Consider the following 13489-nt stretch of genomic DNA (forward strand, 5'->3'; position numbering starts at 1 on the left):
TACTTGTTACTAATTCCTGCATTGTTTCTCAGGTGTGTCCGGCGTTAGCTGTCGGGAACGCAGTGCCGGTCCTGCGGCACCCGCCCCGGTCTCTGGGACGCATACGGGCCCTTTCACCCTGAGGAGAATCATGTTCCCTGGTCACACGGCGAACAGCCGCCGCTGGGCCCTCGTCGCGGGCGCCGCTGCCACCGCGTGCGCTCTGCTGACCGGCTGTTCCGGCGGCGGTACCTCGTCGTCCGGCTCCGGCTCGTCGGACACCATCAACTACGCGCTGCCGGCGAACTTCACGCCGAATTGGATACTCCCGGTCGGCACTGCCGCGCACCTGAACACCAACAACTCCTCCATATCCCAGTCCCTTTGGGAACCGCTGATCGCCTATGACGGCTCCACCGGCACGGTCGGCTGGAACAAGAAGAACTCGCTGGCCACCGCCGCCGAATTCGCCGAGGACGGCAAGAGCGTCTCCATCACGCTCGGCGACCGGCACTGGAGCGACGGCAAGCAGATCACTTCCCGGGACATGGAGTTCTGGTTCAACCTCGTCAAGGCCAACAAGGCCGAATGGGCCAGCTACAGCCCGGGCAAGGCGCCGGACAACTGGACCTCACTGAAGGTCGTCGACCCGACACACTTCACGATCGCCTTCGACCAGGCGTACAACCAGCAGTGGATGCTCGCCAACCAGCTCAGCATGATCCGCGTGATGCCTCAGCACGTCTGGGACAAGACCAGCGACTCGGGCACCGTATCGGACCTCGACCGGACCCCCGCGGGCGCCAAGCAGGTCTGGACGTACCTGGACAACTCCGCCAAGAAGATCTCCGGCTACGCGACCGACCCTCTCTGGAAGACGGTCAGCGGCCCGTACACCATCAAGTCGTTCTCCACGGCCGGCAAGGTCGTGCTGACCGCCAACACCAAGTACGACGGCGGCGGCAAGGCCAACATCAAGAACGTGAACCTGCTGCCCTTCACCACCACGGACGCCGAGGAGAACGCGCTCCGGGCGGGCACGGTCGACTATGGCTACATCAACGCCACCAACCTCAGCCAGGAGTCGTCGTTCGCCGCCAAGGGCTACACGGTGAAGCCCTGGTCCGGCTGGGCCATCACGTACATGCCCTACAACTTCAACAACCCCACCATGGGCCCGGTCTTCAAGCAGCTCTACGCCCGCCAGGCGATCCAGATGTCGGTGGATCAGACCACACTCTCCAAGGTCGTCTTCAACGGCACCGCGGTCCCGACGTACGGTCCGATCCCGCAGGGCCAGAGCTCGTCCTTCGTCTCGCCGGAGCAGAAGAACAACCCGTACCCCTTCTCCACCGCCAAGGCGAAGCAGCTTCTGAGCGACCACGGCTGGACCGAGCAGGACGGCACCATGGTGTGCACCGCGCCGGGCACCGGCGACAACCAGTGCGGTGCCGGTGTGGCCCAGGGCACGAAGTTCCAGATGCAGGTGCTCTCGCAGTCCGGTTCGACCGTGACCGACAACATGATGAGTGCCCTGCAGTCGTCGTTCGCCAAGAGCGGCATCGGCTTCACCATCAAGACCGCCCCGGTCAACTCGGTCCTCGCGCAGTCCGGCCAGTGCAAGCCCGACGACGCGGGCTGCAAGTGGCAGTTGTCGTTCTTCGGCACCGCCGGCAGCTGGTACTTCCCCGCCTACCCGAGCGGTGACGCACTCTTCGCCACCGGCGGCGGCTCCAACTTCGGCAACTACTCCAACCCCGCGGTGGACAAGCTGATCACCGAGACCACCACCTCCTCCTCCGACGAGGCGGTGCAGAAGTACAGCGCGGCCCTGGCCGAGGACCTCCCGGTCATCTGGCTGCCGGAGCCGGACTACCAGGTCTCCGTGGTCAAGAAGGGCCTGGGCGGCTTCGCCCAGGACTCGCTCGCCAACTTCCACCCGGCCATGTGGAAGTGGACCACCAAGTGAGCCCGGCCTGTGACCACGCGCAGCACTGAGCCGAAGCGACCGGAAAGCACATGACCACTTCCACGTACCTGTTGCGACGGGCCCTCCAGGCCGTCGCGGTGATCGTCATCGTGACGATCGTGGTCTTCTGTCTGCTGCACGCCCTGCCCGGGGGTCCCGCTCGCGGGATCCTCGGCCCGCAGGCCACAGCGCAGCAGATCGCGTCCTTCAACCACGAGCAAGGTCTCGACAAGCCACTGCCCGTGCAGTACCTCTACTACCTCAACCGACTGCTGCACGGCGACCTGGGAACCTCGTACACCCTCAATGAGCCGGTCTCCCAGCTCATCACCGAGCGGTTGCCCAAGACCCTGGTGCTCACCGCCCTGTCGGCGGTCGTCGGCCTCCTGCTGGCTGTCCCGCTGGGCATGTGGCAGGCCGTCCGGCGCAACAGGCCGGTCGACTACGTCATCACCACGCTGAGCTTCATCGCCTACTCCACGCCCGTGTACTTCCTCGGGCTGATCCTGGTGCTGGTGTTCAGCCAGGTGCTGCCGTGGTTCCCGTCGCAGGCCCCGCAGGGGGACACGCTCGCCCAGGTGTTCGCCGATCCGCAGGCGCTGGTGCTGCCGGTCGTCGCCGGTGCCGCCTCGATGATCGCGGTGTTCAGCCGCTACATGCGGGCGGCCACCCTGGAGAATCTGTCCGAGGACTACGTCAGGACGGCGCGGGCCGGAGGCTCCCGCTCCCGCGCCATCCTGTGGCGGCATGTGTTCCGCAACTCGCTGACGCCGGTGATCGCCATGCTCGGCTATTACGTGCCGGTGCTGTTCGGCGGCGCCCTGGTGGTGGAACAGCTCTTCAACTACCCCGGCATGGGCCTGCTCTTCTGGACCGCCGCGCAGTCCTCCGACTACCCGGTGCTGCTGGGCTGTGTGCTGGTAATCGCGATCGCCACCGTGGCCGGCACGCTGCTCGCCGACATCGTCCAGCGGCTCGTCGACCCCCGAGTGAAGGCAGGCCGGGCATGAGCGCCCTCATCCAGCCGGACCAGATGCCCGGCAAGGCCACCGCCGCCGCGGCGTCCGGCTCCCGACTCGCCGTCCGGCGCTTCCTGCGCAACCGGCTCGCCGTGGTCGGGCTCGGCGTCGTGGTCTTCTTCTTCCTGTTCTGCTTCATCGGTCCGCTGGTGTACTCCACCGACCAGACCCACACGATGCTCGAACAGGTCAACCTCGCCCCCAGCGGCTCGCACTGGCTCGGCACCGACGCGGTCGGCCACGACGAGCTGGGCCGGCTGATGTACGGCGGCAAGGTGTCGCTGATCGTCGGCCTCGCCGCGGGCATCCTGGCCACCGTGATCGGCACCCTGTGGGGCGCCGCCGCCGGCTACGCGGGCGGCTGGATCGACGCGGTCATGATGCGGATCGTGGACGCGGGGATCGCCATCCCGGCGCTCTTCATCCTTCTGGTGGTCTCCGCCATCACCACCCCGGGCCTGACCGGACTGATCGTCATTCTGGGCGTCGTCTCCTGGCTGATGCCGTCCCGGCTGATCAGGGCCGAGACACTCACCCTGAAGAACCGCGACTACGTCCTGACACTGCGGGCCATCGGCGGGACCCACGCCCGGGCGATCGCCCGGCACATCCTGCCGAACTCGGTCTCGACCATCATCGTCGCGGCCACCTTCCAGATCGCCGACGCCATCCTGCTCGTCGCGTACGTCTCGTACCTGGGCCTGGGCGTCCAGCCACCGGCCACCGACTGGGGCGGCATGCTCTCGGCCGGTCTCACCGCCGCCTACTCCGGTTACTGGTGGCTCATCCTGCCGCCGGGCCTGGCCATCATCCTGGTGGTGTGGGCCTTCAACGCGATCGGGGACGGACTCCGCGACGCATTCGACGTGAGGGGACGCGGATGACCGCCGCCCAGGGCTCCGCCACCTCGCAGGCCGGGCCCATTCTCGAACTCGACGACCTCGGGGTCGTCTTCACCACCGAGAGCGGCGACGTGCCGGCCGTCCGGGGTGTCTCCCTGCACGTCCGCCCCGGCGAGACGCTCGCCCTGGTCGGCGAGTCGGGTTCCGGCAAGTCCACGATCGCGCTGGCCGCGATGGGCCTGCTGGACGGCAACGCCCTTGCCACCGGCAGTGCCACCATCGCCGGCCATCAGATGGTCGGTGCCCCTGAGGCCGACCTGGCCGCGCTGCGCGGCCGTACCGTCACCATGGTGTTCCAGGAGCCGGCCACCGCGCTGGACCCGCTGACCCGGATCGGCAAGCAGATCGCCGAGGTGATCCGCAACCACCGTGAGGTGTCCGGCAAGGACGCCGCCGCCGAGGCCGTCGGACTCCTCCGCAAGGTCGGCATCCCCGAGCCGGAGAAGCGGGCCGGCGCCTACCCCTTCCAGCTCTCCGGCGGACAGCGCCAGCGCGTGGTCATCGCCATGGCCATCGCGAATGACCCCACCCTGCTGATCGCCGACGAGCCGACCACCGCGCTGGACGTCACGGTGCAGGCCGAGATCCTCGACCTGCTGCGCCGCCTCGCCGTCGAGACCGGCACCGGCGTCCTGCTGGTCACCCACAACATGGGCGTGGTCGCGGACTTCGCCGACCGGGTCGCCGTGATGTACGACGGCGAGATCGTGGAGACCGGTCCGGTCGAGGACGTGCTGCTCCGCCCGTCCCACGACTACACCAAGCGGCTGCTGGCCGCGGTGCCCCGGCTGTCGGTCGCCGAGGCGGGCCCGCCGGTACCGTCGCCCGCCGCCACCCGCCCGGACACCGAGCCGGTCGTCGAACTCCGCGACGTCTCGGTGGTGTTCGGCCGTGGCAAGGGTGCCGTACGGGCTCTGGACGAGGTGTCGTTCACCGTCCACGCCGGGGAAACCCTGGGCCTGGTGGGCGAGTCGGGCTCCGGCAAGTCCACCGCCTCCCGGGTCGCGCTCGGTCTGATCCGGCCGGACTCCGGCGTCGCCTCGCTCTTCGGCACCGACCTGGCGCGCACCCGGTCCCGGGCCCGGCGGGCGCTGCGGGCCGGTATCGGCGTCGTACTCCAGGACCCGGTGGCCTCGCTGGATGCCCGTATGACGGTCGGCGAGTGCATCGCCGAGCCGCTCAGGGTGCACGGCCGCGGGCTCTCCGCCAGGGACCGCCAGGCCAAGGTCGCCGCCGTCCTCGAACGGGTCCGGCTGTCGCGTGATCTCGCCCGGCGTGCCCCCCGCGAGCTGTCCGGCGGTCAGCGCCAACGGGTCAGCCTGGCCCGCGCCCTGGTCCTGGAGCCCCGACTGCTGGTCGCCGACGAGCCCACCAGCGCGCTCGACGTGAGCGTGCAGGAGGCGGTGCTCGAAGTGATCTCCGAACTCCAGGACGAGCTGGGCTTCGCCTGTCTCTTCGTCTCCCACGACCTCGCCGTCGTACAGCACTTCGCCCAGCGCGTCGTGGTGATGCGGGCCGGCAGGATCGAGGAAGAGGGCGCCACCGGCGCGACCCTGCTGCACCCGGAGACCGACTACACCCGCCGGTTGCTGGCCGCCGTGCCGGTACCCGACCCGGTGATCCAACGCGGCCGCAGAGCCGAACGCCTGGCCACCCTCGCGGCCGGCCGGACGGAGGCCCAGGGGTGAGTTCCCACGACCGTACGCTCTTCGCCGGAGTGGACATCGGCGGCACCACCACCCAAGTGGTGCTCTGCGGCGAGGACTTGACCGTGCTGGACCGCGCAGAGGTGGCGACCCCGGCGACCGACGGCGGCCAGGCCATGATCGGCGCGGCCATGGACGCGCTGGCCCCGCTGCTGAAGCGCACCCCCGGCCGCCTCGCCGGCAGCGGGGTCGGCGCGGCCGGTGTGGTGGACTCCGCGACCGGCCGCATCCTGGTGGCCAGCGACTCCTTCACCGGCTGGGCCGGCTTCGCGGTGACGGACGCCGTCGAGAAGGCCCTGGGCGTCCCGGCCTTCCTGGACAACGACGTCAACGCCTTCCTCTACGGGGAGGTGTCTGGCGGCGCCGTACGCGGCGAGTCGGACGTCCTCGGGATGACACTGGGCACCGGGGTCGGCGGCGCGCTGTGGGCCGGCGGCGCCCTGTTCACCGGGCCGCACGGCGCGGCCGGCGAGATCGGGCACATCCCCGGCTTCGGCGATCTGCTCTGCTCGTGCGGCGGCCGGGGCCATCTGGAGACCCTGGCCTCCGGCCGCTCCATCGCGGCTCGTTACGCGGACCGCACTGGCCGTCGGCTGACCGCCCGCGAGGTCGCCGAGGCCGCCGGCCACGGTGACCAGGACGCCCTCGCGGTGTACCGGGCCGCCGGAGCCGGGATCGCCCGGGCGATAGTCATGACGGCGGGCGTCGTGGACATCACCACGGTGGTGGTCGGCGGCGGGGTCAGCCGCGCCTGGCCGCTGCTGGAACCCCTCATCATGGCATCGCTGGCCGCCGACCCCCCGGTCAGCGGCCACCCGATCCGGCTGGTCAGGGCAACCCTGGCCACCGATGCGGTACCGGTCGGCGCTGCGGCCCGGGCCCGGCGGGAGCTGACGGCGGACGTCGGGATCTGAGGAAGCCGTCCCGCCTCGCGACAACGTCGTCCCGTTCGAGCGCGAAACAACCGAAAGTCCATTCGCGCAGCTCAATGGCCACCACCCGCCCATCACGGCAGGTCACGGCGCTCGCCGGTCTCTTCAACTACTACTGGAAGCCCGCCACCTGTAAGTCCGCGGGAAAGTCGCGTTATTCCTGCAAGGCCACCCTCACCATCGACCCGCGTGCCGAGTGGTTCCGTAACGAGCAGGCGGGCACGTGGAAGGTCCATGCCCAGGCGTTCGGCAAGGACGGCGATCTCTACGGGGACTACTACTCCACCGTCCCGGTCAAGCGCGCCGCCAACCTGACCGTCGACGCCGCGCCGGAGCCCGTGACGAAGGACAAGAAGCTGACCATCACCGGCAAGCTCATCCGCGCCGGCTGGAACACGAACAAGTACACGAACTACGGCTCGCAGCCCGTACGGCTTGAGTTCCGGAAGAAGAACAGCACCGTCTACACCACCGTCAAGACCGTGAAGGCCAGCGCATCCGGTGGCCTCAAGACGACCGTGAAGGCGGTCTCGGACGGGTACTGGCGCTGGAATTTCACCGGCACGTCCACCACCGCGGCCGTCGCGACCGCCGGTGACTACGTCGACGTGCGCTGAACCCGGCGGAAGCCAGCGTGAGCCGGCGGGAGCCACGCGGAGAAGTCCGTCGCGCGGCTCCCGCCTCACGTCCACGCCGACCGTGCTCCGGCCGATCCGTACGCCGTGGTGATCAACGGGCGCTGTCGCCGGAGCGGGTGACGCCGGGCCGGGTGTCCAGTGACCACATGTACGCGCACCGCGGGCACTGAAGGTGGACGACCGGCCCGTCGTTGGAGATCAGATAGCGCCAGTGCTCGCCGCAGTTGCGGTGGTCGGCGCAGGCCGCGCAAAGGCGGGCGTCGTCGCAGACGGGACAAGCCACCCAGGCGCGACGGGCGAGGTCCGCCCGTGGATCAATGGGCAGCCGCACGGCCCCGTCCCTCCCCCGGCAGGACACCGTCGGCCACCAGCAGGTCATAGGTGCGCTGCTGCTCGGCGTCCAGACCCGAGTAGAGAAGGGCGTACGCTTCGTCCTCGCCTCGGAGGACGGCCACCGGGTCCCAGCCGGGCCCGAGGGCGGCCACGACCTCGGCCCGTCGCCGGGCTTCCTCGATGGTCAGATCGATCGTAAAGGGGGTGAGGCCGGTGGTGTTGTCCTGGTTCATGACGAGACTTCCGTTGTGCTGGCGGAACGCCACCATCTCTACCAGGCAGCCGCGCCCGCAGGAAAGGGTGGCCTAAGTCGCTCCGGGACGGGCCGGGACGAGGCTCCGCCCGGCCCGTCGACACGGCATCCTCGGATCGGCCGACAGAGGCGGGCCGTTGCGGGCATCGGGCCCCGACCGACGCACACGGTCCGCTCATGGCACTGTGACGTACTTCACGGCTTGTCCCACAGGACGGACAGAGCCCCGCCGCGAGCCGGACACGGTACTCACGGATGTGCCGGGCGGCATCCCTCCGCCGGAGCTCGGCAGTCTGGTTGACTGAGCGGCGTCTCCGAGATGCTCAACCTTCCGGATCCCGAGGCTGGTTGGGCACCTGCGACGTCCTCTCCCGTAGGCGGGGAGCAATCCGGCGTGGCAGTGCTCGATTTTTCAAGCGGCGACCGAATCGCTGATGTCACTGGTGCTGCTCGCGGTGGACGTGGACTCGGCGGCTGCGGCTGCGCCTGGGCCGCCGCCACGTTCGTGCCGACCTCGGTGGCCATGAAACTCGCCGCAGCGGTCAAGCTCGCCGCACGAGCTGAACATGCCGCCAAGACCGGCGAGGACGCCGCACAGGTACTCGCGGACCTGAAGAAGATCTACGGAGAGTAGGACGCCCTCCAGATCCGCGACGCCGCCTCTGCGGCTGGCATGGGCCTGCGTATCGCGACCGGCGCCGCGGAACGGGCAAAGATCGCCCATGGCACCCTCGACGCCAGGCTGCTGGAAAGGCTCACCGAAGCCGGGGTGGAATTCAACAGAGCGGACACGATCTGGATCACCGAGTACACCAAGCCCGGTGTGGCCCTTGCTTGGCTTGAGAAAGGCACCGTCAACGCGGGCCTGATCCACATCGTTTTCCGGAACGCCGGAGAGTTCGCGACCGCCGGCGTCCGGGCGGAGGACATCCCTGCCCTCGTGAGGACGGCCCTGAGCGAGGGCAAAAGGGTTGGCACCCGGGGCGCGGGAAGGCCGATCTTCGAGGTCACCTTCAACGGCGAGGTCCAGCAGGATGCCATTAGCGTGGGCGACAACGGATTCGTGATCGGAGCAAATCCCGTATGACCTTCGACGAACTGCGGCACGTGCTCGTGCGGGCCCGGGATGAGCCGTCCCCGCTGTACGAGCCGGAGGATCCCCCAGCCTTCGCGGACCTCGACGCCTTCACTCGTAGCGTCCCGCTGGACGATTCCCGGCTGGACCTCCTGGCGGAGCTGGCGGACGCGCTGCGAGCCTGGTCGCTGAGCCACCCGCCGGAGGGCTTCGCCGCCCGCCCGGACCTGCGCACATACGTCAAGCAGGGTCTGGCGGCCGCCCAGCGACTCGCCAGGCATCTCGGGCCATCATGGTCGGTGCGATACTGGGACGAGGGCCACAGAACGGCGAAGTGGCTGTGCTGGGGCTGCGATCGCCTCCACTGGAAACGCGATCCGCACGGCACGCCTCCGCACCCGCTCGACATCACCGTCGAGGGCGAGTACGGGTTCGGTCCGCTGCGCTCCGACGGATTCGGGGACTTCTTCCCGGATGATCCCGCCGCCGCCCTGCCTCTGTCCGACGACCTCGTCGCCGCTCTGTACACGTGGGCGGACAGCATCAACACCACGCTCAATCTGGAGGTGCGGGACCGGAAGGACGGCAAGTACGACACCGAGTGGCAGCGGCTGTTCCGCGAGGGAACGGACCTGGCGGAACGGACCGCACACGAACTCGGCCCCGCCCGGACAGTGACCTACAAAGGACTGGCGCACGGTGGCCTGGACGCGCTGACGTCGGTCACCTGGCGAGGGGACAGGGAGTTGTAGACAGATGAACGTGGCCGGTGGAGCGGTGAGAAGAACGCCTGCCTCCGCTCCGCTGGCCACCTGAACCACACACCGCCGTCGGGGCTTGAGAGTAGCGCGTCGATGGTTGCGCGCAGAGGGCGGTGGTGTGCGAGGAGGTCCGTGTTGTCCTCCACTGGTCGACGCTTCCGGACAGCGGCAGCGATCGCAGTTCAGGTCGACGTCACCAACCTCACGCGGCCCCTGGCCGAACGGGCCGGGTGTCACTCGCACAACTGGGTAAGTTCCCCATCGTCGAATCCCCGCATGACTTCGGCAAGCGCATCATGGTCGACCAGGCCTTCGCCGTCGCGGGGGCCGCATGGGAGGCGACCCTGAGGTCGCGAACATCGGACCGCCGTACACCTCATCCGCGCGGGGCTCGGGATCGGATTCCTCAGCCGCTTCCTCATCAGCGCTCACACCGGCCCGGACGTCCCGGAGGTGACCAGTCACGAACCGCGGTGGCAATTCGCGGTCGCCACCGCCGCGAAGCGGCGCCCCAGCGCGACGACGGAAGCGGCCCTCGACCTGCGCAGGAAGCGCACTCCGGCACCCCGGTGGCTCGCAGACCGATGAAGCCGCCCTGGACGGAGACCAGTCGGACTCCTTGACGTTCCGGCCGGCCGGGTCTAAGAATGAGCGCGCTTGACAACGTTGTCGAAGCCTCGTGCTCCAGGAGGTGCATGCGCGTGACCCATCAACCGGCCGAACTGAACAGGCGCCGTTTCGCCCAACTCGCTGGCCTGACCGCCGCATTGACCGCAGTGCCGCTTTCCCTCGCCGAGGCCGGACCCGCCTCGGCAGCCGACCGCCACAAGCAGGCGCCCCGCTCCGCGCCCCCGGACGACGTCGCCGCCGCCTACCATCAGGCGCTGCTCACGCACACCCGCTGGTCGGAGACGCAGTGGGACGCGGCCAAGGGCTACTACACCGCCAAGGACTTCGGCTTCGCGGTGGTCCTCGGCCATGCCCTCCTGCTCACCCGGGGTACCTACGACGCCGAGCGGGCCGGGATCGACAAGGAGACCCTGCGCTCGCGCACCCTCGCCACCCTCACGCACTTCGCCGCGTCGAACCGCCTCACGGGCGGCTCCGAATGGGGCCGCACCCTGTTCTTCGACACCACTTTCCAGCTCTACTTCGTGCTCGCCGCCCGGCTGCTGTGGGACCAGCTCGACGACACGACCCGTACCAACATCGACACCATTGTCCGCTCCCAGGCCGCGTACACGACGGCGCTCGGCACGGCCAACGACCCCGCCTCCGGCGGCTGGACGCCCAACGGCCTCAACGGCGGTCACGTGGGCGACACGAAGCTGGAGGAGATGGGCGTCTACGCCCAATCGCTCGCGCCCGGTCTCGCCTGGGCCGCCGACGACCCTCGCCATGCCGCCTGGAGCGACGCCTTCGGCCGCTGGAGCCGCAACGAGGCCGGCCTTCCGGTCGCGGACCGCGCCAATCCCGCCCTCGTGGACGGCGTCGCGATCAGCGACAACACGGCGCAGAACCTGTACGACACGTTCATCGTCGAGAACCACAACTCCTTCGGCCCGCACTACCAGGCGGAGTTGTGGCGTACGTCGGGACGTAACGCGGCCCACTTCATCACCGCGGGACGTCCGCTGCCCCAGGTACTCACCGCGCAGCCCAACGCCGGTCCGCTCTGGGACACACTGCTCACCGTCATGAGCGACGCGGGCGAACCGCTGATGCCGATGGTCAACGACCGTGAGTACCTGTACGGGCGTGACGTCATCCCGATCGCCTTCCTCGCCCAGGTGCTGGGGGACCGGGCCGCGGCCCGCTCCGAGGCCGCGCTCGCCGAGCGCCTGGCGGCCTACCAGGCGTACGCGCCGGCCTACCGGCTCACCAAGTTCTCCGGTGAGCCCAAGTACGAGCCGGAGGCCCGCGCCGAGGTCGCCATCAGTTATCTGCTGCACGAATGGCGGGCCGGGCAGGGTGCGGCGGTCCGTCCCCTCACCGACGCGGAGTTGTTCGCGCGGGCGAGCGGGGTGAAGGACTTCGGCACGGGCCCGGGGCTGGTGGCGCACCAGTCGCCCGCGGCCTGGGCTGCGACCGTCAGCAAGCCGGGCTTCGTCAAGTTCTGCTGGCAACCGGCCCACGACGACTGGCTGTTCGCGCTGAGCGGCAGCACTCCGATGTTCCTGCCCTCGATCGCAGGCAGCGTGACAACACGCAACATCGCCACCTACAGCCGGGTCCGTGACGGCTTCGACGGCATCGCCACGGTGTTCACACTCAGCACGGGCTACGCCGGGTTCACCACCCTACCGTCGGGTGACGTCGTCTACGCGACCGGCGGAACAGCGGCGGGCGAGGGCCACATCGAGGTGCGGAACCTGACGATGCCGGGCATCGCCGGGCTGGACGGCAGCCGTACGTACACCACCGCCGAGGGCAGCGTCAGCGTCGCGGCCAAGGACGCGGGCACCGCACCGCCGTCGACGACCGGGCGCACCGACGACCTCGTCCTCACCCGGGTGTCGTACCGTCACCTACGCGTCCAGGGCATCAGCCCTGACCCCCGCTACGGTTACTCGCTGTACGCGGTCGAGGTGCGCGACGGTGCCGACGGCGCCGACCTGGCGCGGGGCGGCACCGCGACGGCCTCCTCCGCGGACACCGGCAAGGGCGCGCCCCTCGCCGTCGACGGCGATCTCACGACCCGCTGGGCCGTCTCCGTCGCCGACCGTCCGAAGGCGGACAGCTGGCTCGCCGTCGACCTGGGCGAGGCGCGGAGCTTCGACCGTGTCACGCTGCGCTGGGAGGCGGCCGCGGGGCGGGGTTACGTGGTCCAGGGCTCCGCGGACGGGAAGGCGTGGACCGATCTCGTCAGGTACCCGCGTCCCGATCTCACCAGTGGCGGCGGCTGGGTCGCCGTCGACGGCAGGGCCGGGTTTGTCGTCCGGGGCGCGAAGAACCCCCTCACCGTCTCCGGCGACATCCTCGTCCTGTCCGACGGGCCGGCCGAGCCGATCGTGGTCGAGGGGTACGTGGGAGGGTCGGCGTCGGACGTGAAGGCCGCCGCGGCCCGCCCGGCTCCGGTCGCCGCCGCAGCGGCGGTGAAGGCCAGCGTCGCCGGGGGACATCTCAGCCTCTTCAACCTGTCCGCGGCCGCGGTGAAGACCACCGTGTCCGTGGCGCAGGACACCCGCACGCTCCTGTTGTACGCCGGGACCCAGACCGTCACGGCGACCGGCACCGATTATGTGGCGGAGCTGGCCGCCGCGTCCGCGGCGATCGCGCCGGCCCGTTTCACCCTGCGGTCGGACACGCGTTCACGCGTCCCTGCCGGGGTGCGCGTCGAGGTCGTCGACGCGGCGACGGTCGTGTTCTCGGGGCCGTCGTGCCGGCTGGTCCTCACGGCGCCCGGAGGCCGCAGTGTGCGTGTCGACGTCCGCCGCGGGCGCACGGAGCGGGTGTCCGTACCGGGCGTCACCGGCTATCCGCTGCCCGATCTCGCGCTCGGGCGCGTCACGTTCCCGACGACACCCCTGCCCTCCGGAATGTCCGATCCGGCGGGAGCGGTCGACGGTGATCCGCACACCTCCTGGAACCCGGGCACGAAGGGCCGGATGGTGGTGGACCTGGGTGCGGTGGTTCCGGTCGGTGAGGTGCGGGTGTCCTGGACGAACGGCCGGATCCCGACCTCCAGGGTCGAGTTCAGCGCGGACGGGCTGACATACACACCGGTGGGAGCCCTGCGGGTCAGGAGCCGTACCGGCACGCTGACCGCCAAGGGCGGCGCGCGCTATGTGGCACTCGCCGTCGGTGAGCGGGGTACGCACGATGCCCGGGTGGTCTCACTGTCGGTGCTCGCTCCGTAGGCCCCCACGGACCATCCTCCGCGAATGGGGTGGGCCCTCCCTGCGAAGAGGAGGGCCCACCC

At 69.8% G+C, this 13489-nt stretch carries 12 protein-coding genes; 10 read left to right on the forward strand and 2 right to left on the reverse strand.

The features are described 5' to 3' along the window. Positions 1-130: 130 nt before the first annotated feature. The 6 genes from WH07_RS00325 (at position 131) to WH07_RS00350 (ending at position 7124) form a co-directional block, all read left to right on the forward strand. Positions 131-1948: a peptide ABC transporter substrate-binding protein gene (locus WH07_RS00325; RefSeq protein WP_046494117.1), complete on the forward strand. Its 1818-nt coding sequence runs from the start codon at positions 131-133 to the stop codon at positions 1946-1948. Positions 1949-1998: 50 nt separating this feature from the next. Further along, a complete protein-coding gene (locus WH07_RS00330) occupies positions 1999-2958 on the forward strand; it encodes an ABC transporter permease (RefSeq protein ID WP_046494118.1) in 960 nt (319 codons plus the stop codon). Further along, positions 2955-3851 carry an ABC transporter permease gene (locus WH07_RS00335; RefSeq protein WP_046494119.1) on the forward strand — a complete coding sequence of 299 codons (897 nt, stop codon included), beginning with the start codon at positions 2955-2957 and terminating at the stop codon, positions 3849-3851. Before WH07_RS00330 ends, WH07_RS00335 begins: the two co-directional genes overlap by 4 nt. Continuing rightward, the gene (locus WH07_RS00340) at positions 3848-5557 is read left to right on the forward strand and encodes a dipeptide ABC transporter ATP-binding protein (protein WP_046494120.1); all 1710 of its coding nucleotides are present in this window, start codon (positions 3848-3850) and stop codon (positions 5555-5557) included. The genes WH07_RS00335 and WH07_RS00340 overlap by 4 nt, the downstream gene beginning before the upstream one ends. Beyond that, positions 5554-6489, forward strand: a complete 936-nt coding sequence (locus WH07_RS00345) for an ROK family protein (protein WP_046494122.1) — start codon at positions 5554-5556, stop codon at positions 6487-6489. The genes WH07_RS00340 and WH07_RS00345 overlap by 4 nt, the downstream gene beginning before the upstream one ends. 74 nt (positions 6490-6563) lie before the next feature. Then, complete coding sequence (locus WH07_RS00350) at positions 6564-7124, forward strand: hypothetical protein (protein WP_052744159.1); 561 nt, start codon at positions 6564-6566, stop codon at positions 7122-7124. A gap of 112 nt (positions 7125-7236) precedes the next feature. Here WH07_RS00350 and WH07_RS36830 read toward each other — a convergent pair whose 3' ends face one another. Together WH07_RS36830 and WH07_RS00355 are read right to left on the reverse strand one after the other, a co-directional pair. Continuing rightward, positions 7237-7476, reverse strand: a complete 240-nt coding sequence (locus WH07_RS36830; RefSeq protein WP_079022825.1) for a hypothetical protein — start codon at positions 7474-7476, stop codon at positions 7237-7239. Then, the gene (locus tag WH07_RS00355; protein ID WP_106409475.1) at positions 7460-7711 is read right to left on the reverse strand and encodes a DUF6400 family protein; all 252 of its coding nucleotides are present in this window, start codon (positions 7709-7711) and stop codon (positions 7460-7462) included. The genes WH07_RS36830 and WH07_RS00355 overlap by 17 nt, the downstream gene beginning before the upstream one ends. A gap of 414 nt (positions 7712-8125) precedes the next feature. Between WH07_RS00355 and WH07_RS39440 the strand changes: the two genes are divergently transcribed. From WH07_RS39440 to WH07_RS00370, 4 genes are all read left to right on the forward strand, one after another. Further along, a complete protein-coding gene (locus WH07_RS39440; protein ID WP_157877145.1) occupies positions 8126-8365 on the forward strand; it encodes a hypothetical protein in 240 nt (79 codons plus the stop codon). Positions 8366-8404: 39 nt separating this feature from the next. Next, positions 8405-8818, forward strand: coding sequence for a hypothetical protein (locus tag WH07_RS40660; RefSeq protein WP_052744160.1), 414 nt, complete (start codon positions 8405-8407; stop codon positions 8816-8818). Further along, positions 8815-9558 carry a hypothetical protein gene (locus WH07_RS00365; RefSeq protein WP_046494124.1) on the forward strand — a complete coding sequence of 248 codons (744 nt, stop codon included), beginning with the start codon at positions 8815-8817 and terminating at the stop codon, positions 9556-9558. The genes WH07_RS40660 and WH07_RS00365 overlap by 4 nt, the downstream gene beginning before the upstream one ends. Positions 9559-10262: 704 nt before the next feature. Beyond that, entirely contained in the window at positions 10263-13427 is a 3165-nt protein-coding gene (locus WH07_RS00370; RefSeq protein ID WP_046494125.1) for a discoidin domain-containing protein, read from the forward strand. Positions 13428-13489: the final 62 nt, after the last annotated feature.

It is taken from the genome of Streptomyces odonnellii, assembly GCF_000981895.1.
Classification (GTDB): Bacteria; Actinomycetota; Actinomycetes; order Streptomycetales; family Streptomycetaceae; genus Streptomyces; species Streptomyces odonnellii.